Source organism: Gaiella sp., from assembly GCF_039915195.1.
GTDB lineage: Bacteria > Actinomycetota > Thermoleophilia > Gaiellales > Gaiellaceae > Gaiella.
The window spans coordinates 1-21,242 of the sequence record NZ_JBDSNT010000034.1 but is presented as its reverse complement, the minus strand read 5'-3'; the positions used below and the strand labels follow the sequence as shown (position 1 = coordinate 21,242).

Below are 21,242 nucleotides of genomic sequence, written 5' to 3'. Positions count from 1 at the left end.
GCATTCAGTGCGGCCCAGTGGCTCCTCTTGCTCGTGTTCATCATCCCCGTGCTCCTGCTCTCGGGGTACGCCGTCGTCAGCCTGATCGGGCGTCCCGATCTCGGCGTGGGCGGGAAGCTCCTGTGGCTGATCCTGATCCTCGTTGTGCCGATCATCGGCGCTGTTCTTTACTTCATGCTCCGGCCCGCTCCGCAGGAGCAGAACCGTCGGGCGCAGGCCCATCACGGCAAGCATTGAGGCGATCGTGGCCCAGAGCAAGGCCGCCACCGTCACGCAGTACCTGAGCGACCTCCCGCCTGAGCGAGCTTCAATCGTCTCCAGCGTGCGGGATCTCGTCAACCAGCATCTTCCGACGGGGTTCGACGAGACGATGCGCTGGGGCATGATCAGCTGGGAGATACCGCTCGAGCGCTATCCGAACACCTACAACGGACAGCCGCTGAACGTCGTTTCCCTCGCAGCGCAGAGGCAGTACACAAGCCTCTATCTCATGTGCGTGTACATCGACCCGGAGGGTGAGCGGCGCGTTCGCGACGCCTACGCGAACGCGGGCGTGAGGCTCGACTTCGGGAAGTCGTGCCTCCGCTTCAAGAGCCTCGATCGATTCCTCCCCGAGGCCGTGATCCCGATCCTCGAGCGGTCGTCCGTTGAGGCGCTGATCGGCTCGTACGAAGCAGCCCGGGGAATGTGATTTAGTCGGTCCGCCCGTGCCCGACGGAGCCGTTGATCGTCAGCCCCCCGTCGACCAGTAACTCGTGGCCCGTCATGTAGCGGGACGCGTCCGACGCGAGGAAGACCGCCGCGTCGCCGATCTCCCCGGGGTCAGCGATGTGGCCGAGCGCGATGCGCTTTTCGTATGCGGCACGCACCTCCTGCGTGTAGGCCTTGGCGTTCAGCGGCGTGTCGGTCGCGCCCGGCGCGAGGGCGTTTACCGTTATCCCGTGTGGCGCGAGCTCGAGGGCCAGCGTTCTCGTCAGTGCGACGATGCCGCCCTTGGCCGTCGTGTAGGCGGAGAGGTCCGCGAGCGGCTGCACATCGGCGGCCGAGCTGACGTTGACGATGCGGCCGCGGCCGGCTTCGACCATCCGGCGCGCTGCCGTCTGGCAGCCCCAGACGTAGCCGAGGAGGTTCACGTCGAAAAGCTCGCGCCAGTCGGCCTCCGTCGTCTCGAGGAACGGCTTCACGAGCGGTCGCGCTGCGTTGTTAACCCAGATGTCGCAGCTTCCGAACTGCTCCTCGGCGACATCTGCGGCGCGCTCGAGGTCCGCAGGAATGCTCGTGTCCCCGATGAGCTGAGCGCTGCGCCGGCCGAAGCCGGCCACGAGTGCGCTCGTCTCGGCACCATCGTCGAGCGAGATCCCGACGACGTCCGCTCCCGCCTCGGCGAGGGCACTCGCAATAGCCTGGCCGATCCCGCTCGAGGCTCCGGTGACGACGGCGCAGCGGCCGCTGAGATCGAAAGGGGATCGTCGGCTCACGGTAGGTCCGAGGCTACCACCGGGGCGCGCACCGCCTCAAGCCTCCCCGTAGGCTATGCCTGTGAAGCTCGGGGTTGCCGCAGCCGTCGTCGACGGGTCGCTCGTGAGGGGCGACGTCGAGATCGAGAACGGGAGAATTGCAGAGGTTGGGCTGGCGGGTGGTCGGTCTGGGATCGCGACCCCGGGCTTCGTCGACCTTCAGGTCAACGGCTTCCGTGGAATCGACCTTCTCCACGCGACCGGCGACGAGGTGGAGAGGCTTGGCGTGGAGCTCGCCCGGACGGGAGTGCTCTGGTATCAGCCGACGCTGATCACCGCGCCGACCGAGCTGACGCGACTCGCGCTCTCGACGATCGGGGAGTGCGCCGCCGCTCCGCGAAACGACGGAGTGGCAGCACGGACTCTCGGTGTGCATCTCGAAGGGCCGTTCCTCAGCCCCGAGCGCCCGGGCGCCCATCCTTCGGAGCATCTCCGGCGGCCCGACCTCGACCTCCTTGCCTCGTACCTCGTTGCCGGCTCGGCAGTGAGCATGGTGACACTGGCTCCCGAGCTGCCGCGAGCGGGTGAGCTCATCGACAGCCTGCTCGGCCGGGGCATCACCGTTTCTCTCGGGCACACTGACGCCGACGCGGCGACGGCTCACGCTGCCTTCGACCAGGGCGCGCAAACCGTGACGCACCTCTTCAATGCGATGCGGCCTTTCGGGCAGCGCGATCCCGGCCTCGTAGGTGCGGCGCTCGTCCGCGACGACGTCGTCGTTCAGCTGATCGCCGACGGAGCACACCTCGCGCCCGAGACGATCCTTGCTACGTGGCGCGCGGCCCGGGGCCGCATCGCGCTCGTCTCCGACGTCACTGCGGCTGGCGGAATGGGCGACGGTTCGTTTCGCCTCGGCACGGTGCACATCACCGTCGAGGGGGGCGTGGCGCGGGACGACGACGGAGCGCTCGCAGGCGCCACCCGCCCGCTCGCGTGGGGGCTACGCATGCTCATCGAGCTCGGCGTCCCGATCGTCGAGGCGGTCGACGCCGTTACCCGGACGCCTGCACGGGTCGTCGGTCGGCCCGACGTCGGCATCCTTCGTCCCGGAGCGGCTGCCGACCTCGTCGTTCTCGACGACGACTTCGCAGTCGCTTCGGTGTTCGTCCGCGGACGACCCATTCAGGGCTGAGTGCTAGGCGAGCAGGTCGGCGATCGGCGCGGCGAGAATCAGCTTGAAGGCGCTCCGACCCGCACTGACCGGGGCACGGTCTCCGGTGTGACGGAAGCCGGCCCGTTCGTAGAGCTGACGGGCCGGCGTGTTCGCTTCCTGCACGAAGAGGACGACGCGTGCCGAGCCTCGCCCGAGCGTCCAGGCGGCGACTGCGCGTATGAGGTCGCGGGCGACCCCACGGCCGCGTGCCTCCGGGTCGACCCACATCGAGATGAGTTGCACCTCGAGCGCGTTGACCCGAACGAACGCGCCGACAACGCCAAGCCACGCCTCACCATCCTCTGCGACGAAGAGCGCTTTGTCTTCGCCGGCGGCAGCCTCGGCGACCCACTCACGCCAGATGCCGTCGGGCTCGCGCACCATGTCCTCGTAGCGCGTGGAGAAGAAGTCGGCGTCGTCCCGCAGCATCCGCAGGCGCGTCTCACGCCAGCGGCGCCACTCGTCGGGTCGGATGGGGCGGATCGTCACCGCCGCGTCGGGGTCAGTCATCCGACGGCAGGATCGCGAACACGCGAGCCGGAGTGCCCGACCCCGCCACGAGGTTGAGCGGCGCAGCGACGAGCCACGCGCCGCGTGCAGGCACTCGGCCGAGCTCGATCAACCCCTCGAGGTGCCACATCCCTGCAGGAAGCGTCGTCAGATGAACGGGGAAGTCGGTCGAGGATCCGGGGTCGACGCCGAGCGTGTCGATGCCGAGCCCGACGACACGGCGCTCGACGAGCAGCTCCGCCGCGTTCCTCGCGAGACCCGGAAAGGACGGTCCGGGATCACCGATGTAGCGCGCCGAATCGTCCCAGAACGCGTCCCAGCCGGTGTGCACGAGCACGGCAGTTCCGGCTTCGATCACGCCGTCCCGCCTCTCGAGCTCGCGGATCATCGAGGCGTCGACGAGGGCGCTCGCGTCACCGTCGACCCACTCGCGCACGTCGAGCTTGACAGCGGGACGCACCAGGGAGGCAATCGGGATTGCATCGACGCGCGCGCCGTGAGGTGAGAAGTGCGCGGGTGCATCGAGGTGGGTCCCGGCGTGCTCGGGGAGCTCCAGTTCGCGGAGATAGCCAGGGCCGGTGTCGTACTCCGCGAGTGTCGTTGCCTTGAACGGCGTCGAGCCGGGCCAGAGGGTCGTGGCGGGGCCGAGGGGCTGCGTCAGGTCGACGAGCCGACCGGCGGAAAGCACCGTTGCGAGGTCGGTCATGCAGGTGAGGCTAACGATCCTGCGCCGAGCACTCCGCGGTCGTCCCTTCACAACACCCGATCTTGAAGTGGCACCGGGGGCACTGGAGCGTCGCGTGTCGCCACTCCATCGATGTCCCGCAGCGCCAGCACGGCTCGGTGGCCGAGTCCTGTTCGGCGCTCGGCGGTACGGGAGTGGGGTGCTGATCGATCACGAGGGCAGGAGTGTAGAGATCGATCCCGACGGTGCCGGTTACTCCACACACGGGAGAAGGCGACGACCAGATTCGAACTGGTGTACGAGGCTTTGCAGGCCTCTGCCTAACCACTCGGCCACGTCGCCAGACCCGCGCATCCTAGCCGCGGGCGTCGACCCGTCGACGACAGGCGGTCTCCTTGACAAGCATATGTAGCAAGGCGCACAATCGATCCATGCATACGGTCTCCGAGATCCTCGCCGAGAAGGGTGATGCCGTGATCGAGATCGACGGCAGCGAGACGGTGTTCGCGGCCGTGAAGGCCATGGTCGACGCGAACGTCGGCGCGCTGCTCGTCACTGCCGGCACCGAGATCGCAGGCATCTTTACCGAGCGCGACTACCTGCGCCGGATCGCAGTCGAGGGCCGCCGCTCTCGCGACACCCTCGTGCGAGACGTGATGTCGTCGCCCGTGATCTGCGTTACACCCGAGACCGGAGTCGACGAAAGCATGGCGCTGATGAGCGACCGCCGCATCCGCCACGCACCGGTGGTCGAGAACGGCGCTCTCGTAGGGATGGTTTCGATCGGCGATCTCGTCAAGTTCACGTCGAAGCGCCAGAGCTTCCAGATCCAGTACCTGACCGACTACATCGAAGCGCGGTAGAGCGGCGAACAGCCAGGGCAGGACCTTCGGCACCGACCACAGCCCGGGTCAACGTTCCTACCGCCGCTCCGCGACGATCGCCGTCGCGGAGTCCATTGCCGCGGGATGTCCGGTCAGCACCTGAAGGAACGGCTCCTTCGCCAGGGAGTAGAGCTTTACGTCCGTCAGCGCGGCCACCGTTGCGGTTCGCGTGCAGTCGTGCAAGAGAGCTATCTCACCGAAGCCGTCACCGCGGGTCAGAACGGTGACGCGCTTCCCGTCGATCACAACCTCGAGCTCGCCCTCGGCGATCGCGTAGTAGTGCTCGCCGTCCTCGCCCTGGGTGACAATCGGCGTTCCGGCCGTCGCTTCCAGGGGCTGCAGACTGCGGGCGATCCCCTCGAGCGAAGGCGGCGAGAGCGCCGAGAAGAGCCGCAGCGATCGCAGCAGGCCGATCTCGACGATCGGCACCGTGGCCGAAGCATCGAGCGCGAAGAGACGTCTGCCTATGAGGAGCGCCATGACGGGGAGAAGGATCCCGGTGCCCACGATGGCGGCAGTCGTGCCGCCCAGGTGCACGAGGAGGGGCGCGAGCAGCGCTCCGGTGGCAATCCCGGCGCTCATCAGACACTCGAGTACGCCGAAGACGCGCGCCAGGACCTCGGGCGGAGCCGTTCGCTGGAGGAGCGTCCGCCCGGAGACGTCGAACAGGCTGTGCGAAGCTCCGGCCACGACGAGCAGGAGCATCGCCGCGACGATAGTGGAGACGATGGCCAGAAGGATGAACGCCGTCGCCCACACCGCGAGAGCGCCCACGATCGCCGGGATCAGGCGTGCGCGACCAACGAGCGTCGCTGTGATGGCGATCGCGAGCGCACCGCCGAGTCCGAACGCCGCGTTCAGGTATCCCGCGCCGCCGTTACCCATCCCGAGCACGCTCACGGCGAGGACGACATAGAGGACGTCGAGCATTCCGAGGGCGATCTGCTCCGCGCCGAGGAGGCCAACGAGCGTTCGAGCAGACGGTTCAGAAGCGACGACCGAGAAGCCCTCGACGAGCTCCTTCCGCACGCTCGTTCCCGAAGCGGGGTTTGCAGCAGGACCGGGGATCGACATCACGAGCAGCGCCCCTCCGAGAACGGCAGTCCCCATCACGAGGAATACCCAGCCCGGGCTGGAGACGGCAAGGATGAGGCCGGCAAGGGCGGGTGCGACGAGGATGCTGGTGCTCTCGCTCCAGCCAGCGACGACGTTCGATGCGGTCAACTCCTCAGGCGTGCGACAGAGGCCCGGGGTGAGTGCTGCCATTGTCGGGCGCGTCATCGTCGTGGCTGTCGCGGCCACTGCCGCGCAGGTATACGCGAGGGCTGGCGGGCCGTCGAGCAGCAGCGCCGCCGCCGTGGCACCCATCGCGGTGGCCTGGATGAAGTAGCCGAGCGTCAGCACGCGAGCTGGGCGGTACCGGTCTCCGAGCACCGCTGCGAATGGCGCGAACAGGGTTGCGGGGATCATCTGGAAGAGGGCCACGAGCCCTGCAGCCGTGGCGCCGCCGCGACCGTACGCGTACACGAGCATCGCAATCCAGACAGCCCATTCGGCGCCGTTGAAGGCCGAGAACGCGATCTGGACACGGCGGATGTCCGGATTGCGCGCGACGACCGCGACGACGCGGCGAATGAGGCGGAGATGGATCTTCACGGTCGGTAGGGCTCTCCTCGCGAACTGCAAGGACGACGGGCGACGGCACCCACGTGGGGAGTATCTACTGTTGTCGAGCGATCTGCACTCGTGACACCGCTGATTCGCGATACTGCCGCCATGAGTAGCGATCGCTCCGCCGAGCTCATAGCGTACGCGCGGGGGCTCGAGCAGCGCGACGCCGACGCGGCGCGGCGCATCGACGACGCACGAGTATTGCTCGTCCGCGTTGACGACGTTCGGGGCAGAGCCGAAAGTGTGCGGCTGTCCCTGGAGGCGTTGCCCGCCGAGATCGTTCGGGCCGAGGAGGCAGTGGCCGAGGCGCAGACACGGGAAGCAGAGGCGCGGCGGGAAGCCGGCGAGGCCGAGCGCAAGCTCGAGGCGGTTCGCGGCTCGAAGCGGGCCGGGCTGGAGGTGAAGGCAGCGGCGGAGCGAGCGGCTCGCCGCGCAAATGGGCTCGTGGTCGATGCAGCCGAAAGCGTTGCGCGGCAGGAACAGCGGCGCCGGCTCTTCCTGTCGGATCAGGTGAGGCTACGGGCGGAAGCGGAGGGCCTGGCGGTCGAGGCGCGCACGGTCGCCCGCGACGTGGCCGAGCTACCGCGACTCTCGGAGTCGGGTCGCACGGCTCCAGGAACCTCGCTCGAGGAGGTCGTGTATTGGGGGGCGCGAGCGCACGCCGCGATCTTCGTCGTCCGCGGTGGGCTCGAGAGCGAGCGCGAGCGGATTGTGCACGAGGCCGCGGCTCTTGCCGCATCGGCGCTCGGCGAGCAGGGTGTGGGGTGGAGCGTTGCGCTCGTGCGGCAGCGGCTCGAGCAGGAGCTCGGTCAGCCGTAGCTCGAAGACGCGGCGTCTTCGGCGGCACGCTCGCTACGGGAACCGGTCGTCGTTCGGGCTCAGGTCGAGCCTGCCGCCGTCCGTGCACCCCTCGGGCAGGCGGTAGTCGAGGCGTGCGACGCTTGCGTCGGAGAGGTCACGCGCCCGTTGGCTCTCCATCAATGCTCGTGCTGTCTCCTCATCGAGACCGAGCCGCCGCCCGAGGGTCACGCCTTCCTGGAGGGCGTAGCACTCCGTCTCGGCCTCGTTGCGAATCCCACGCAGGTGTGTTGCCTCGTGGGCGAGTACCGTGATTGCGAATGCGGCCTCGTCACGTTGGCCCAGCTCGCCTTCGAAGGCGAGCCGGTACAGCGATCGGCAGATCGTTGGCTCGAGATACGACAGACCGCGGGAGATGAAAGCGACCCCTGCCGCATCCGAGCCGACCCCGGTGAACGAGTACGCGTCGTCGCAGTAGACGCGCACGTCCCGGCCCGCGATCCGCGCCGCCTCGGCAGTGAATCGTTCCTCTGCTCGCGACTGCTCCGCGCTGGCGACGGAAGACCACCCGGCATCCCGATCGATCCGGTAGGCGTAGGCGAATAGACCGATGGCGACCACGAGCATCAGCAGTGCCGGTCCGCGCGTCGTCCGCGGTGGGCGTGGGGCGGCAGGGACGAGGGTCGGCTGACCTTCGTCGTCGAGCGTCTCGACCCAACCGAGATCGGCATCGTCGGCGCCCGGGAGCCGACGGGCATTCGGCACGGGCTCGACCTCTTCGTCCGCCCGGCGGTCGCGGATCCCCCGGACGACGAACTCGACTTCCATCGCGGCGAGGATCGCGAAGGGAAGCCAGAAAGGGATCGCTGACTGGAGTCGCGCCGAGAGCAGCCAGAGCGCGACGAACCCGAGAGCGCCGATACGAGACGCGGTCTGAAGGCGATCCCGCGGGCTGCTCTCCACGCCATCAGCTTAGAGGCGGGCCGTTCCACATCGCTTCTCGGACGCCGCATATGATCTCGCGATGATCGACCCACTGGAGCGCTGGCGCGAGATCGGCCTGGACGACAAGCCCGACTATGCAGGATTGCTCACGTACTCTGCGTTGCCGTTCACCCACGACCCGGCCGACCTCGAAGGCGTCGATGTCGCCATCGTCGGGGCGCCTATGGACGATCTCACTTCCGACCGGCCCGGCACGCGTTTCGGCCCACGTGCGATCCGCGCTGCCAGCTGTCCGCCGGGCCGGCACCTCGAGGCGAAGGTCGACGCGATGGAGACGCTGCGGGTTGTCGACTTCGGCGATGCCGCGGTTCTCCCGTCGGATCCGATCAGGAGCCATGCCGCGATCGAGCGCACAGTCGGCCAGGTCGTGACGGCGGGAGCGATCCCGATCATTCTCGGCGGCGACCATTCGATCACCGAGCCGAACGTCAAGGCGGTCCGTTCCGCACACGGCGCCGTCGCGCTCGTGCACTTCGACACGCATACGGACACGGGCGAGGAGGTCTTCGGCGTCGAGATCTCGCACGGCACGCCGATGTACCGGCTGGTGCGCGACGGGCACGTCGACGGATCACGCTACGTGCAGTTGGGGCTCCGGGGCTACTGGCCGGGCGAGAAGGAGTTCGCGTGGCAGGCGAAGCACGGCATCACGAGCTTTTTCATGCACGACATTCGTGACCAGGGGATTCGTGCCGTCATCGAGCAGACGATCGCGATCGTGGGCGACGTGCCCGCGTTCCTCACGGTCGACGTCGACGTCCTCGACCCCGCATTCGCGCCCGGCACGGGAACGCCGGAGCCCGGCGGCATGACGAGCGCTGATCTCCTCTGGGCGTGCAGGACGCTTGCCACCGGCCTACATCTCGTCGGGATGGACGTCGTCGAGATCCTTCCAACAGGCGTCGCGTCGGCAGACATCACCGCGCTCGTCGCGGAGCGTGTCGTCCGGGAGACGCTGACCGGGATCGCGGTCAGACGCTTACGCACCGGGCAATGACGTCAGTGGGACGTCGCACTGCCAGTACTCCCGGTCACGCACGACCCCGACGTTCGTGCACCTGTCGGCCTCCAGGTTCGGGAACCCGTTGACAAGGCCTTGCTTGCACGAGTACCAGTACCCGGTCGGCGCGGACGAGGGGGCGGCTGTCGCACCGCAGACACCGACGGCGCCGACCTTCTGAGGCCAGCGCTGATCCTGCGCGACGGCCATGAACACGACGATGGCGACTCCGACGACGGCGATCCTCAGGATGGTCATGGTGCTCGTTTCGACGAAGGGCGGGAGCCGGGCAGTGCGCCTCTCTTTCCGTATCGGCAGAATCCGACATCACGTTGAGCGCAGTCGACGGGCTAACCGGTTTCCGTCGCGCGCCGGGCGGATGATCGACTAGAGTCGCCGCCATGACGGCTGTGAAGATGGATGGCAAGGAGCTCGCGGCGAAGGTCCGCGAAGGTGTTGCACGCGAGGTGGCCGAGCTTGGGCACGTGGGGCTCGCGACCGTGCTCGTCGGTGACGACGAGGCATCGCACGTCTACATCGCGGCAAAGCACAAGGCGGCCACGGAGGCGGGCATCGACGCTCGCGACGTGCGGCTTCCCGCTGACACGTCCGAGGGGGACGTGCTCGCGCTCATCGATCGGCTCAACAACGACTCCGAGGTCGACGGCATCCTCGTTCAGCTTCCGCTGCCCTCGCACATGAGTGAGACGAAGGTGACGTACGCTGTCTCGCCCGCCAAGGACGTCGACGGTTTCCATCCGTTGAATGCCGGCAATCTCTATCTCGGGACCCCCATTCATGTTCCCGCGACGCCCTCCGGCTGCATGGAGCTGCTCCACGCGTACGGCATCGACCCCTCCGGGAAGGAGGCCGTCGTGATCGGCCGCAGCGAGATCGTCGGCCGGCCGATGGCGATGCTTTTGATGCACGCGAACGCCACCGTCACGGTGTGTCACTCGCGCACCGCCGACCTCGCCGTGCATGTCCGTCGGGCTGACATCGTCGTGGCCGCGGTCGGCCGCCCCGGAATCGTGACGGCCGACATGATCAAGCCCGGTGCCGCCTGCCTGGACGTCGGCCTGACGCGCACCGAGGAGGGAATCCGCGGTGATATCGACGCATCCGTCGAGCGCGTGGCAGGGTTCTTGACCCCGATGCCCGGCGGTACCGGCCCGATGACGATCGCGATGCTCCTACAGAGCACGTTGAAGGCTGCCCGCTATCGGCGTAGCCTGCTTGCTTTCCCGGGCTCTTGACGGTACCGTTCTCGCGGCTTCGATAAGTCGTACGGCTTCAATCCTTGGGGCTGTACTTGTTTCAGGAGGACGTTCGTTGTCAGAGATTGGCACCGTCAAGTGGTTTTCGAACGAGAAGGGCTTCGGGTTCATCGAGCGCGAAGGCGGAGAGGACGTTTTCGTCCACTTCTCGGCAATCACGATGGACGGATACAAGTCCCTCACAGAGGGGCAGAAGGTGGAGTTCGAGGTCGTCCAGGGGCCCAAGGGTGCTCAGGCGGCGAACGTCACGGCGGCTGCATAGGCTTTCCGGATTCGAGCTTCGTGCGACGGGCCCCGGAAGGGGCCCGTTGTCTTTCTAGGGTGGGTAGCGGTCTGAAAGGATGGGAGTGAGATGGCGATCGACAGGGAAACGGTGTTGCATGTCGCGCGGCTCGCGCGGCTCGACCTCACGGAGGGTGAGGCCGATCGGCTGACCCTCGAGCTCGGGGCGATCCTCGAGGCGGTCTCGAAGGTTGCGGAGCTCGATCTCGCCGACGTGCCGCCGACGTCGCATCCGCTCGATCTCGTCAACGTCTGGGCGGACGATGAGCCGCGGCCGTCGCTGACCCTCGATGAGGCGCTTTCGAACGCACCCGCTCGCGAGGGCGACCTCTTCCGCGTTCCGCCGTCGCATGGCCCCGAGGTGTCGGCGTGATCGACACGCTGCGAATCACCGCAGAGGACGCGCTTGTGCTGATCGAGAGCGGTCAGGTCTCGTCTGCCGAGCTTCATGCCGCGTATGTCGCCGCCGCCGGTGAGCGGGATGAGGAACTGCACGCGTATCTCCGCCTCTGCGATCACGCGGATGGTGGCGGCGTGCCGATCGCGCTCAAGGACGTGATCTCGACGAAGGGCATCGAGACGACCGCCGGCTCGAAGATCCTCGCCGGCTACGTCCCCGTCTTCGATTCGACCGTCGCGGCGCGTTGCAAGGCAGCCGGGATGCCGATCATCGGCAAGACCAACACCGACGAGTTCGCGATGGGCTCCTCGACCGAGAACTCCGCCTACGGCCCCTCGCACAACCCCTGGGACCCGACGCGCGTGCCCGGCGGATCCGGCGGGGGTACGGCTGCCGCGGTCTCCGGTGGGCTCGCACCCTGGGGCCTCGGCTCCGATACGGGCGGCTCGATCAAGCAGCCATCCGCCCTGTGCGGGAACGTCGGCCTGCGCCCGACCTACGGCACGGTCTCACGGTTCGGCATCGTCGCGTTCGCCTCGAGCCTCGACCAGATCGGCCCGGTTGCGAAGACGGTGCGCGACGTCGCGCTTTTGTACTCGATCATCGCCGGCCGGGACGTCAACGACTCCACAACCGTCGAGCTCCCCGAAGCAGTCGAACTCCCGACGACGGAGAGCCTCACGGGCGTGCGCATCGGGATCCCGAAGCAGGTGTGGGATCTCGCCGGCATCGAGCCTGGCGTCCGCACCTCGTTCGAGACCGCGATCGAGACTGCTCGCTCGCTCGGTGCCGAGATCGGCGAGTGCGACCTGCCGCTCTCCTTCGACTACGGGATGGCGTGCTACTACCTCATCGCTCCTGCCGAGGCGTCCTCCAACCTGGCCCGCTACGACGGCGTCCGGTACGGTCCCCGCGTCGACGCGCCGACGTATCGCGAGATGGTCGAGCAGACGCGGGATGCCGGGTTCGGGGATGAGCCCAAGCGCCGGATCATGCTAGGCACCTACGCGCTCTCCGCCGGCTACTACGACGCGTATTACGGCCAGGCACAGCGCGTCCGCACGCTCCTCATTCGTGAGCATCGCGCAGCGCTCGAGCAGTTCGACCTCATCGCAACGCCGACGTCGCCCACGGTGGCGTTCCCGATCGGCGACCGCGCGGCAGATCCGCTCGCGATGTACGCCTGTGATGTGATGACGATCCCGTCGTGCCTGGCTGGTCTTCCCGGCCTGAACATCCCTTCCGGCCTCTCCGAGGGACTCCCCGTCGGCCTGCAGCTCATTGGCTCCCAGTTCGGTGAGAACGCGCTCTTCCGGGCCGGGCACGCCCTCGAGCGGGCGATCGATTTCGACACCGTGCCGGAGCGACTGCGATGAGCATGACGTGGGAAACGGTGGTCGGCCTGGAGATCCACGTGCAGCTCAAGACGCGCACGAAAATGTTCTGCCGCTGCGCGGCCCGCTACGGAGCGGGTGAGAACACCCAGACGTGTCCGGTCTGCCTCGGCTTCCCGGGAGCGTTGCCGGTGATGAACCGCACCGCGATCGAGTGGACCGTGAAGCTCGGGCTTGCGCTGGGCTGCGAGATTGCCCCGCGCGCCGTCTTCGCCCGCAAGAACTACTTCTACCCCGATCTCCCGAAGGGATATCAGATCTCGCAATACGATATGCCATCTTGCGAGAACGGCAATATGATAGTACCCATGCCGGAGCGGGAGCTCACCGTCGGCATCGTGCGCGCCCATCTCGAGGAGGACGCCGCGAAGACGGTGCACATGGGTGGGCACTCAGGCCGGATCGGCGGTGCCGAATACTCGCTCGTCGACTACAACCGGGGTGGCACGCCGCTGCTCGAGATCGTCACGGCGCCCGACATTCACTCGTCGGAGGAGGCGAAGCGCTTCCTGTTGTTGCTCCGTCAGACCGTCGTCGAGCTCGGCATCTCGGACGCTGAGATGGAGAAGGGCACGCTTCGTGTCGACGCGAACGTCTCGGTTCGCCCTGAAGGCTCGGACGAGCTCCGGACACGATGCGAGATCAAGAACATGAACTCGTTCAACTACATCGCCCGCGGCATCGAGGCGGAGGCGGCCAGGCAGATCGCGATCTGGGAGGCCGGGGGAGAGGTGAAGCAGGAGACCTTCGACTTCGACGCCGGCTCGGGGACACTGACGCCCCGTCGTTCGAAGGAGGAGGCCGACGACTACCGCTACTTCCCGGAGCCCGATCTCGTGCCCGTCGAGCCTTCCACCGAGATGATCGATCGGCTGCGCGCCGAGCTCTCCGAGCCACCGGCGGTGAGGGTCGCTCGTCTCGGCCAGGAGCTCGACCTGGAGCGGGCCCTCGTCCTCGTCACGGGCGGCCTCGATGGCCTGTACGCGGCCACGGTCGCTGCAGGTGCCGAGCGGATGGCCGCATCGAATGTCATCGCCAACAACCTGGTGGGTGCCGGTGTCGATCCTGCGACGGTTGACCCCGTCGAGCTGGCGAAGCTCGTCGCCGCGCGCGAACGGATTCCGCGCGCGGCCTTCGACGAGGCGATCGGCAAGTCGGGCGACGCAGGCTTTTCCGCCGATCCGTTTCTCGCCCAGGAGGTCGTCAGCGACGCCTCCGAGCTCGACCCCGTGATCGACGCGATCATCGCGGCCAATCCGGGCCAGGTTGCCGCGTTCAGAGGCGGCAAGGACGGCCTTCTCGGCTTCTTCGTCGGCCAGGTGATGAAGGAGACCGGCGGTCAGGCCGACCCGCGGGCCGTGAGCGAGCTCGTTCGCGGGAAACTACTGGGCTAGCGACCTCTCTCTCCTGGCATCATCGAGGCATGCGTCGCGGCTTGATCCGGGTCCCTCGTGACTCGTTCCCTGGTGCCTCGACGAGCGCAGCTCCAGAGACCACCCGAGGAGAAGACAATGCGTAGAACCTTTTTCCTCGCTGCCGCGCTCGTCGCGCTGGCGATTCCGCTGGCAGCGACTGCTGCCCCCACCGCTGTCAAGCCGGTCGTGATCCAGATCATCGTCGTCAACGGCAAAGTGATCGGTGGCATCGAGCGCCCGTCCGTGAAGAAGGGCCGCACCGTGCGCTTCGTGATCCGCACCAACGCAGGCACGGATGTGCATCTGCACGGTTATGACATCGAGAAGACGCCAAAGAAGGGTACGCCGACGGTGATCCAGTTCGTCGCGAAGGTGCCCGGTCGGTTCGAGCTCGAGTTGCACCATCCGGACGCGTTGCTCGCCATGTTGACGGTCAGGCTCTGACCGGCGCTCTTCGTTCAGGGAGCGGACCCGGCGGACGCGGCGTGGGCGTCCGCGAGAGGCGGTGATGCGGGAGTAGGGGCGAGGAAGCCGCCGTAGAGCAAGAGTGCGGCGACGAGGGAAAAGAGCGCCGTCTCTGCCTCCCCGAGTCCCGCGAGCGCGCTGCCGAGTGCGGCGACGAGCAGTCCGGCGAGGATGAGTGCGTTGCCGAACGGCCTGCGGCGCAGTCCGGCGACCGCAACGGCGACCGCGGCAAGGGTTCCGAGAGAGTTGCCGAGGATCGCGAGCACGCGCGCCGGGAACAGAGCGAGGTGTGCCTGCGCTTCGGGGATCGAGTCGCCGGCGGCGGGCAACGACAGTGGAACAGCAACAGCGACGCCGATCGCGAGCCCGACATAGACGAGGATCAGCGGCGAGATCCCGCGTACGCCGATGCGAGCGAGCGACCCGGCGCCGAGCAGCGCCGCGGCGAGCAGGCCGCCGAAGAGGTAGTAGACACGGAACGCCGGATCGCTCCACCCGGCCGCGGCTCCCCACGCAAGGGCGCCCGAGCCAATCGCGAACGCCGCGAGTGCCCCGGCCCAGATGAGCAATTCGGGAGCGCGCCGCTCCCGGTAGCGCCGGGCGAGATCCGCGCTCAGCCGGAGCGAGATGAGCGTCGCGACGAATGCCAGGAGTGCTTCCACGACCGCAGAGGGTACTCGCGTCCGGCGCCTCGGTTCGCCTGCGCGGTTCGTGCCGGGCCTGTCGCCTCCCGTCGCTACCCTCTTGGCAGATGTCTCGGAAGCGCTATCTCCTGACGCCGGGTCCGACACCGGTGCCGCCGGAGGTCCTGGCAGCGATGGCAGAGCCGGTCATCCATCACCGGTCGCCGGACTTCAAAGACGTCTTCAACGAGGCGGTCGAACGCCTGCAGCAGGTATTTCGTACGAGCAACGACGTTCTCGTCTTCACCGCTTCGGGAACGGGCGCGTTCGAGTCCGCCGTCGTAAACCTTCTCTCGCCGGGTGAGCGTGTCCTCGTCGTGTCGCACGGCGAATTCGGTACACGCTGGCAGAAGCTCGCGGACGCGTACGGCTGTGAGGTCGTCGCGCTGAACTACGCATGGGGTCAGGCGCCCCAGGCCGAGGACGTCTCTCGCTCGCTCACCGAGAGCGGTGCGCGTGTCGCGCTGCTCGTGCACTCGGAGACGTCTACCGGCGTTGTCTCCGATGTTCGCTCGCTCGTTCGGGCGTGCAACGACGCCGGCGTGATCTCCGTCGTTGATGCGATCTCGAGCCTGGGAGCGGTTCCGTTCGAGACGGACGAGTGGGGTGTCGATGTCGTCGTCACGGGCTCGCAGAAGGCGCTGATGACACCGCCGGGCCTCGCGTTTGCGTCGATCTCCGAGCGCGCCTGGGCGCGCTCGGAGGAGGCCCTGCTGCCGCGGTTCTACTGGGACTGGGCCGTCGCGCGGAAGAACCAGGCGAAGGGAAGCACGCCGTTCACGCCTGCGACGTCCATTGTCGTCGCACTGAATGCCGCCCTCGAGCTGATCCTCGCGGAGGGGCTCGAGAGTGTGCACGCACGCCACGTTGCGCTCGGCCGTGCATGTCGGGCGGGCGCGAAGGCGATGGGACTCGAGCTCTACTCGCCGGACGACGACGGCGCGGCCGTCCTGACAGGGCTCCTGACGCCAGAGGGGATTGACGCGGTCGCGCTTCGACTCGCGCTCCGCGATCGTTTCGGGATCACGATCGCCGGGGGCCACGGTGACATCGCCGGGCGACTGTTCCGGATCGGTCACATCGGCTACGTCGACATCTTCGACATCACGACCGCGCTCGGAGCGGTGGAGATGCAGCTCATCGAGATGGGCGCGACCGTCGAGCGGGGCGCGGCGGTTGCCGCAGCATTCGCCGCCTACTCTTCCTCGGTCTGATGATGCGCGTTCTCGTTCGAGAGTCGATTGCGGACGCGGGGATCGCGCTCCTGCGATCGAAGTTCGAGGTCGACGAGGATCAGACCTCGCCGATCGAGGCGATCATCGGCGACTACGACGCAATCGTCATCCGTTCCGCCACGAAGCTCACTGCCGAGCTCATCGACGCAGCGACGAACCTCAAGATGATCGGACGCGCGGGCGTTGGAGTCGACAACGTGGACGTCGAGGCTGCGACCCGCCGGGGCATCGTTGTCGCCAATGCCCCCGAGTCGACGGTTGTCTCGGCCGCCGAGCAGACCGTGGGCTTGCTGGTGGCTCTCGCTCGCAACATCCCGCAGGCGCACGCGGCGCTCAAGCAAGGCCGTTGGGAGCGCTCGAAATGGGGCGGGATCGAGCTCGAGGGGAAGACGCTCGGCGTGCTCGGCTTCGGCCGGATCGGTCAGCAAGTTGCTCGCCGCGCGATCGGTCTCGGGATGCAGGTCGTTGCCTACGACCCGTTCGTTGCCGACGAACGATTTCGTGAGCTCGGCGTCGACCATGCCCCGTCGGAAGACGCCGTTCTCGGTGTGGCCGACTTCCTCACGCTCCATTCGCCGCTGACCGACGAAACCCGCGGGATGATCAATCGCGAGTCGATCGGGAAGATGAAGGACGGGGCACGACTCGTCAACGCCGCCCGCGGTGCGCTGGTCGACGAGGAGGCGCTAGCCGAGGCGCTCACGTCCGGCAAGCTCGCCGGTGCTGCGCTCGACGTCTTCTCGGCCGAGCCGTACGACGGCCCGCTGCTCGGCATCGATAGCGTGGTCGTCACGCCGCACCTCGCCGCCTCGACCGACGAGGCGCAGGACAGGGCAGGCGTGATAATTGCCGAGCAGGTTTGTGCCGCACTCGAGGGTGGCCTCGTCTCGAACGCGGTGAACATCCCGATCGTGGACAAGGCGTCTCTCGAGATCCTCGGGCCGTTCGTTCCACTCGCCGCCAGGCTCGGTCGCCTTGCCGTAGAGCTCGCCGGAGGCCGTCCGCGCCGGGTCGTCGTGTCCGCGCACGGCCCGCTTGCCGACTACGACACGCGTCTCCTCACGGTCGCAGCGCTCGACGGCATCTTCCAGGGGCGGGTCGACCAGGTCGTCAACTACGTCAATGCGTCTCTCCTCGCAGCCGAGCGCGGGATCACGGTCTCCGAAGAGCGGCTGCGTGGCTCACGCGATTACACGAACATTGTCGAGGTGCGAGTGACGCCGGAGGGCGGGGAGGAAGTCGAGGTCTCGGGGACGACGATCGGTCCCGAGCCGCGCCTCTTCCTCGCGAGCGCCTACGGGTTCGGCATCGATATCGAGCTCGCGCCGGACATGGTGTTCTTCCGCTATGACGACGTGCCGGGTGTGATCGGGAAGGTGGGAACGCTCTTTGGCTCGAACGGCGCGAACATCGCCAACATGGCGGTTTCGCGAACCCGCGACGGCCAGCAGGCGTTGATGGCGCTCTCCGTCGACGAGCCCCCGTCGGAGGCACTGATCGACGAGATGCACAACGTCGGCTTCGGCGACGCGATCTTCATCGAGCTGGAGTAGGGGCGTCGGCCGGAACATGACCGGACGAGGGTCAGGCTGGGTGATCGCGCAGTTCGCGCTCATGGCCGTCGTCGTCGTTGCCGGCTTCCGGCCCCCCGGCTGGCCGGAGGAGGCGAGTCTGGTGCGCGTCGCCTTCGGTCTCGTTCTCGTGGTCGCCGGTACCGTCTTTGCCGTCTGGGCAAGTCGCGAGCTCGGCCGGGCACTGACTCCGTTCCCGAAGCCACGGCCGACGGGACTCGTCACGAGTGGGCCTTTCGCCGTCGTGCGCCATCCCATCTACTTCGGCCTTCTCGGGGTCTTCGCCGGCTACGGACTCCTGACAGGCATCGGCGCACTCGCACTCACAGGCGTCCTCGCCGGCCTCTGGGTCGGGAAGGCTCGGGTCGAGGAGCGGCTGCTCGCAGACGTCTATCCCGACTACGAGGCATATTGCGACCGCGTCCGCTGGCGCATCGCTCCGTTCGTGTACTGAGCCGCAGCTGCCCGAGGTCTGCTCGTACAATCAATCGATGGCCTGGCCCGACCCTGTCGAACGTGTTGCCGTCTTTCTCAGGGCAGCCGGTGCTGAAGCGCGGCTCGAGGAGTTCGAGAGCGCGACACCGTCGGCGCAGGCGGCGGCAGACGCGATCGGCTGTGCGCTCGAGCAGATCGTCAAGTCTCTCGTGTTCGTGTGCGGGACGGAACCCGTGCTGGCCTTGCTCCCGGGCGACCGCCGCGCCGATCCCGCGAAGATCGCTCTCGTCGCGGAAGCGAGTGATGCCCGAGTGGCGCGTCCTGCCGAGGTGATCGAGGTCACCGGGTTCGTGCCGGGCGGCGTCTCTCCCGTGCCACCGCCGCCCGACACGCTCGTGCTGATCGAGCAGACGATCATCTCGTCCCCTGTCGTCTGGATCGGCGGAGGCTCGGACAGGCACATGGCGATGCTCTCCCCGCACGAGCTCGTGCGCCTGTCGGGCGGGTCTCTCGTGGACATCGCGCAGGAATCCGCATAATCCGAAGACACAAACGAGCACGGAGGAACGCCATGGAGGCAACCGAGAAGATCTGGATGAACGGCGAACTGGTCGACTGGGACGACGCGAAGGTGCACGTCGGTGTCCACGGCCTCCACTACGGCTCCGGCGTGTTCGAAGGCGTACGTTGCTACGCCACACCGAAGGGGCCGGCCGTCTTCCGACTCGCCGACCACATGCAGCGACTGCACGATTCCGCGCGCCTGCTGTACATGGACATCCCGTTCACGGTCGAGGAGCTGCGCGAGGCGACCCATGAGCTCGTTCGCGTCAACGGGCTTCCGGCCTGTTACATCCGGCCGATCGCCTTCTACGGTTACGGACAGCTGGGTGTCTCGACCCAGGGCAACCCGGTCGAGACGGTGATCATGAGCTGGCCTTGGGGGGCCTATCTCGGTGAGACCGCCCTCGATCAGGGGATCACGGCGTGCGTCTCGTCCTGGAAGCGGGTCGGGCCCAATACGATTCCGCACGCCTCGAAGGCGAGTGGTGTGTACCTCAACTCGATGCTCGCGACTACCGAGGCACGGCGGGGAGGGTACGACGAGGGGATCCTTCTCACCGATGACGGCTTCGTTGCGGACGGGCCCGGCGAGAACATCTTCCTGGTCAAGAACGGCGTCATCCGCACGCCGCCGCTGTCGACGTCGATCCTGCCCGGCCTGACCCGCGACGCGGTAATCACTATCGCGCTAGATCTGGGCTACGTCGTCGAGGAGACGCCGCTCATTCGCTCGGATCTCTACCTGGCAGACGAGTTCTTCATGACCGGCACGGCAGCCGAGGTGACGCCGGTGCGTGCCGTCGACGATCAGGAGCTCGGCGTCGGGCCGGTGACGAGGGAGATTCAGACGGCGTATCTCGACACCGTCAACGGACGGGACGATCGGTGGGCACACTGGCTGGACGTTGTCGACGTCGTGCCTGCAAAGGCGTGACGGTCACGCAGCGCCAGATCGGCCTGTCAGCCCCCTGGCTCGACGAGCGCGAGGAGCAGCTCGTCGTCGAAGTGCTCCGATCGGGCCGGCTTTCCCTCGGCCCTTGGATCGATCGATTCGAGGAAGAGTTCGCGGCGGCCGTGGGGGCGCCGTTCGCCGCCGCGGTCTCAAGCGGAACGGCCGGCCTTCATCTCCTCTGCGTGATCGCCGGCATCGCGCCTGGCGACGAAGTCATCACCTCACCATACTCCTTTGTTGCTTCCGCGAACTGCGCCGTCTACGAGGGAGCAATTCCGGTCTTCGCAGATATCGATCCCCGGACGCTGAACCTCGATCCGGCGGCCGTCGAGGCTGCGATCACACCACGGACAAAGGCGATCGTCGCGGTCGACATCTTTGGATATCCGAGCGAAATGGACGAATTGCAAGCAATCGCGGAACGACAAGGGCTGGCGCTGCTCGATGACTCGTGCGAGGCGCTCGGGGCTCGGTACAAGGGCCGCCCGCTGGGGGCGCAGGGGCAAGATGCAGTCTGGGCGTTTTACCCGAACAAGCAGATCACGACCGGCGAGGGTGGCATCGTCACGACGTCGTCCGAGGAGACCTGGAAGCTTCTCAAGAGCCTGCGAAACCAGGGGCGAGCGGATGGTGGAGGCTGGCTCGATCACGCTCGTCTCGGGTTCAACTACCGGATCGACGACATCAGGGCTGCCATCGGCATCGGCCAACTCGAGAAGCTCGACCGCATCCTGGCGGGCCGAAACGAGGTCGCAGGTCGCTACACGGCGCTGCTCTCCGGAATCGACGGGCTTGGCCTCCCGTGCCCCGACGACGACGATCACGAACGCTCGTGGTTCGTCTACGTCGTCGAGTTGCCCGAAGCGTCGAATCGAGAGGCCGTGATCGGTGTCCTCGAGGAACGGGGCATCGGCTGCGCGCGCTATCTGCCGTGTATCCACCTCCAGAGCTACATGCGCGAGCGTTACGGGTTCAGCGAGGGGCTGTGCCCGATCGCGGAGGCAAAGAGCCGCCGGACGCTCGCGCTCCCGTTCCATGCACGGCTCGCAGCAGACGACCAGGCGTTCGTGGCCGACGCTCTCCGGGACGCACTGGGTTGATTGCAGGTAGGCAGCGAGCCGTTCGCCGTCGCGCTACCAGCCCATCGTCCCCGGCTCGCCCTTGTAGGGCCCGACCAGATCGATCGTGATCCAGCCGCCGTAGAACCCGCCGGGCTGTGGGGTCACCCGCTCGCCTGCGACGGTGCAGCTGTCCATGGGAGCGGGATAGAAGGCGACAGCGTCCCGAATGGCGTCGAACGCCGGAGTCGGCGACCGGTATGTCCAGGCACCGCCCTCGACACGACG

At 67.4% G+C, this 21,242-nt stretch carries 26 protein-coding genes and 1 tRNA gene; 18 read left to right on the top strand and 9 right to left on the bottom strand.

What is annotated here, in order from left to right:
* On the top strand, nucleotides 1-237 hold a 237-nt coding region (locus tag ABIR74_RS03435; RefSeq protein ID WP_348175217.1), incomplete at its 5' end, for a PLDc N-terminal domain-containing protein.
* A gap of 7 nt (nucleotides 238-244) precedes the next feature.
* Nucleotides 245-691, top strand: a complete 447-nt coding sequence (locus ABIR74_RS03430; protein WP_348175216.1) for a DUF1801 domain-containing protein — start codon at nucleotides 245-247, stop codon at nucleotides 689-691.
* 1 nt (nucleotide 692) lies between these two features.
* Here the strand turns inward: ABIR74_RS03430 and ABIR74_RS03425 are convergent, their stop codons facing one another.
* Nucleotides 693-1,478 (bottom strand): SDR family oxidoreductase, encoded by a 786-nt coding sequence (locus ABIR74_RS03425; RefSeq protein WP_348175215.1) that lies wholly within the window; start codon nucleotides 1,476-1,478, stop codon nucleotides 693-695.
* 61 nt (nucleotides 1,479-1,539) lie between these two features.
* On the opposite strand from ABIR74_RS03425, the gene nagA reads away from it, so the two are divergent.
* On the top strand, nucleotides 1,540-2,649 hold the full coding sequence (gene nagA, locus ABIR74_RS03420; RefSeq protein ID WP_348175214.1) for an N-acetylglucosamine-6-phosphate deacetylase: 1,110 nt from the start codon (nucleotides 1,540-1,542) through the stop codon (nucleotides 2,647-2,649).
* A gap of 3 nt (nucleotides 2,650-2,652) precedes the next feature.
* Here the strand turns inward: nagA and ABIR74_RS03415 are convergent, their stop codons facing one another.
* The 3 genes from ABIR74_RS03415 to ABIR74_RS03405 all read right to left on the bottom strand — a co-directional run bounded on the left by ABIR74_RS03415 (nucleotide 2,653) and on the right by ABIR74_RS03405 (nucleotide 4,207).
* Complete coding sequence (locus tag ABIR74_RS03415) at nucleotides 2,653-3,180, bottom strand: GNAT family N-acetyltransferase (RefSeq protein WP_348175213.1); 528 nt, start codon at nucleotides 3,178-3,180, stop codon at nucleotides 2,653-2,655.
* Nucleotides 3,173-3,886: a cyclase family protein gene (locus ABIR74_RS03410; RefSeq protein ID WP_348175212.1), complete on the bottom strand. Its 714-nt coding sequence runs from the start codon at nucleotides 3,884-3,886 to the stop codon at nucleotides 3,173-3,175. Before ABIR74_RS03410 ends, ABIR74_RS03415 begins: the two co-directional genes overlap by 8 nt.
* 250 nt (nucleotides 3,887-4,136) lie before the next feature.
* Nucleotides 4,137-4,207: transfer RNA gene (locus tag ABIR74_RS03405), tRNA-Cys, on the bottom strand.
* Nucleotides 4,208-4,296: 89 nt separating this feature from the next.
* Here ABIR74_RS03405 and ABIR74_RS03400 point away from each other — a divergent pair.
* Nucleotides 4,297-4,728, top strand: a complete 432-nt coding sequence (locus ABIR74_RS03400) for a CBS domain-containing protein (RefSeq protein WP_348175211.1) — start codon at nucleotides 4,297-4,299, stop codon at nucleotides 4,726-4,728.
* A gap of 57 nt (nucleotides 4,729-4,785) precedes the next feature.
* Here the strand turns inward: ABIR74_RS03400 and ABIR74_RS03395 are convergent, their stop codons facing one another.
* Nucleotides 4,786-6,405, bottom strand: a complete 1,620-nt coding sequence (locus tag ABIR74_RS03395; RefSeq protein ID WP_348175210.1) for an MFS transporter — start codon at nucleotides 6,403-6,405, stop codon at nucleotides 4,786-4,788.
* A gap of 120 nt (nucleotides 6,406-6,525) precedes the next feature.
* On the opposite strand from ABIR74_RS03395, the gene ABIR74_RS03390 reads away from it, so the two are divergent.
* A complete protein-coding gene (locus ABIR74_RS03390; protein ID WP_348175209.1) occupies nucleotides 6,526-7,239 on the top strand; it encodes a hypothetical protein in 714 nt (237 codons plus the stop codon).
* A 33-nt stretch (nucleotides 7,240-7,272) separates the two neighbouring features.
* Here the strand turns inward: ABIR74_RS03390 and ABIR74_RS03385 are convergent, their stop codons facing one another.
* Nucleotides 7,273-8,181, bottom strand: coding sequence for a hypothetical protein (locus tag ABIR74_RS03385; RefSeq protein WP_348175208.1), 909 nt, complete (start codon nucleotides 8,179-8,181; stop codon nucleotides 7,273-7,275).
* Between the two features lie 61 nt (nucleotides 8,182-8,242).
* Here ABIR74_RS03385 and speB point away from each other — a divergent pair, with 61 nt between their 5' ends.
* Nucleotides 8,243-9,220, top strand: coding sequence for an agmatinase (gene speB, locus ABIR74_RS03380; protein WP_348175207.1), 978 nt, complete (start codon nucleotides 8,243-8,245; stop codon nucleotides 9,218-9,220).
* On the opposite strand, the gene ABIR74_RS03375 is transcribed toward speB, so the two are convergent.
* Nucleotides 9,203-9,481: a hypothetical protein gene (locus ABIR74_RS03375; protein WP_348175206.1), complete on the bottom strand. Its 279-nt coding sequence runs from the start codon at nucleotides 9,479-9,481 to the stop codon at nucleotides 9,203-9,205. The genes speB and ABIR74_RS03375 overlap by 18 nt on opposite strands.
* Before the next feature lie 143 nt (nucleotides 9,482-9,624).
* Here ABIR74_RS03375 and ABIR74_RS03370 point away from each other — a divergent pair, with 143 nt between their 5' ends.
* The 6 genes from ABIR74_RS03370 to ABIR74_RS03345 all read left to right on the top strand — a co-directional run bounded on the left by ABIR74_RS03370 (nucleotide 9,625) and on the right by ABIR74_RS03345 (nucleotide 14,435).
* Nucleotides 9,625-10,479, top strand: a complete 855-nt coding sequence (locus tag ABIR74_RS03370; RefSeq protein ID WP_348175205.1) for a bifunctional 5,10-methylenetetrahydrofolate dehydrogenase/5,10-methenyltetrahydrofolate cyclohydrolase — start codon at nucleotides 9,625-9,627, stop codon at nucleotides 10,477-10,479.
* Nucleotides 10,480-10,555: 76 nt separating this feature from the next.
* On the top strand, nucleotides 10,556-10,762 hold the full coding sequence (locus ABIR74_RS03365) for a cold-shock protein (protein WP_348175204.1): 207 nt from the start codon (nucleotides 10,556-10,558) through the stop codon (nucleotides 10,760-10,762).
* Between the two features lie 90 nt (nucleotides 10,763-10,852).
* Complete coding sequence (gene gatC, locus ABIR74_RS03360) at nucleotides 10,853-11,155, top strand: Asp-tRNA(Asn)/Glu-tRNA(Gln) amidotransferase subunit GatC (RefSeq protein ID WP_348175203.1); 303 nt, start codon at nucleotides 10,853-10,855, stop codon at nucleotides 11,153-11,155.
* Nucleotides 11,152-12,558, top strand: a complete 1,407-nt coding sequence (gene gatA / locus ABIR74_RS03355) for an Asp-tRNA(Asn)/Glu-tRNA(Gln) amidotransferase subunit GatA (protein WP_348175202.1) — start codon at nucleotides 11,152-11,154, stop codon at nucleotides 12,556-12,558. Before gatC ends, gatA begins: the two co-directional genes overlap by 4 nt.
* Nucleotides 12,555-13,970, top strand: a complete 1,416-nt coding sequence (gene gatB, locus ABIR74_RS03350; protein ID WP_348175201.1) for an Asp-tRNA(Asn)/Glu-tRNA(Gln) amidotransferase subunit GatB — start codon at nucleotides 12,555-12,557, stop codon at nucleotides 13,968-13,970. Before gatA ends, gatB begins: the two co-directional genes overlap by 4 nt.
* 117 nt (nucleotides 13,971-14,087) lie before the next feature.
* Nucleotides 14,088-14,435 carry a hypothetical protein gene (locus tag ABIR74_RS03345; protein ID WP_348175200.1) on the top strand — a complete coding sequence of 116 codons (348 nt, stop codon included), beginning with the start codon at nucleotides 14,088-14,090 and terminating at the stop codon, nucleotides 14,433-14,435.
* Nucleotides 14,436-14,449: 14 nt separating this feature from the next.
* On the opposite strand, the gene ABIR74_RS03340 is transcribed toward ABIR74_RS03345, so the two are convergent.
* Nucleotides 14,450-15,118 carry a hypothetical protein gene (locus tag ABIR74_RS03340; RefSeq protein ID WP_348175199.1) on the bottom strand — a complete coding sequence of 223 codons (669 nt, stop codon included), beginning with the start codon at nucleotides 15,116-15,118 and terminating at the stop codon, nucleotides 14,450-14,452.
* 89 nt (nucleotides 15,119-15,207) lie between these two features.
* On the opposite strand from ABIR74_RS03340, the gene ABIR74_RS03335 reads away from it, so the two are divergent.
* Genes ABIR74_RS03335 through ABIR74_RS03310 form a run of 6 tightly spaced genes read left to right on the top strand, consistent with a single transcriptional unit; the run spans nucleotide 15,208 to nucleotide 20,996 of the window.
* Nucleotides 15,208-16,353: an alanine--glyoxylate aminotransferase family protein gene (locus ABIR74_RS03335; RefSeq protein WP_348175198.1), complete on the top strand. Its 1,146-nt coding sequence runs from the start codon at nucleotides 15,208-15,210 to the stop codon at nucleotides 16,351-16,353.
* Nucleotides 16,353-17,927 (top strand): phosphoglycerate dehydrogenase, encoded by a 1,575-nt coding sequence (serA, locus tag ABIR74_RS03330; protein WP_348175197.1) that lies wholly within the window; start codon nucleotides 16,353-16,355, stop codon nucleotides 17,925-17,927. Before ABIR74_RS03335 ends, serA begins: the two co-directional genes overlap by 1 nt.
* Before the next feature lie 40 nt (nucleotides 17,928-17,967).
* Nucleotides 17,968-18,399: an isoprenylcysteine carboxylmethyltransferase family protein gene (locus ABIR74_RS03325; protein ID WP_348175196.1), complete on the top strand. Its 432-nt coding sequence runs from the start codon at nucleotides 17,968-17,970 to the stop codon at nucleotides 18,397-18,399.
* A gap of 37 nt (nucleotides 18,400-18,436) precedes the next feature.
* The gene (locus tag ABIR74_RS03320) at nucleotides 18,437-18,919 is read left to right on the top strand and encodes a YbaK/EbsC family protein (RefSeq protein ID WP_348175195.1); all 483 of its coding nucleotides are present in this window, start codon (nucleotides 18,437-18,439) and stop codon (nucleotides 18,917-18,919) included.
* 32 nt (nucleotides 18,920-18,951) lie between these two features.
* On the top strand, nucleotides 18,952-19,878 hold the full coding sequence (locus ABIR74_RS03315) for a branched-chain amino acid transaminase (RefSeq protein ID WP_348175194.1): 927 nt from the start codon (nucleotides 18,952-18,954) through the stop codon (nucleotides 19,876-19,878).
* Entirely contained in the window at nucleotides 19,875-20,996 is a 1,122-nt protein-coding gene (locus ABIR74_RS03310) for a DegT/DnrJ/EryC1/StrS family aminotransferase (RefSeq protein ID WP_348175193.1), read from the top strand. The genes ABIR74_RS03315 and ABIR74_RS03310 overlap by 4 nt, the downstream gene beginning before the upstream one ends.
* 33 nt (nucleotides 20,997-21,029) lie before the next feature.
* On the opposite strand, the gene ABIR74_RS03305 is transcribed toward ABIR74_RS03310, so the two are convergent.
* The coding region (locus tag ABIR74_RS03305; protein ID WP_348175192.1) for a DUF427 domain-containing protein at nucleotides 21,030-21,242 on the bottom strand (213 nt) is incomplete at its 5' end.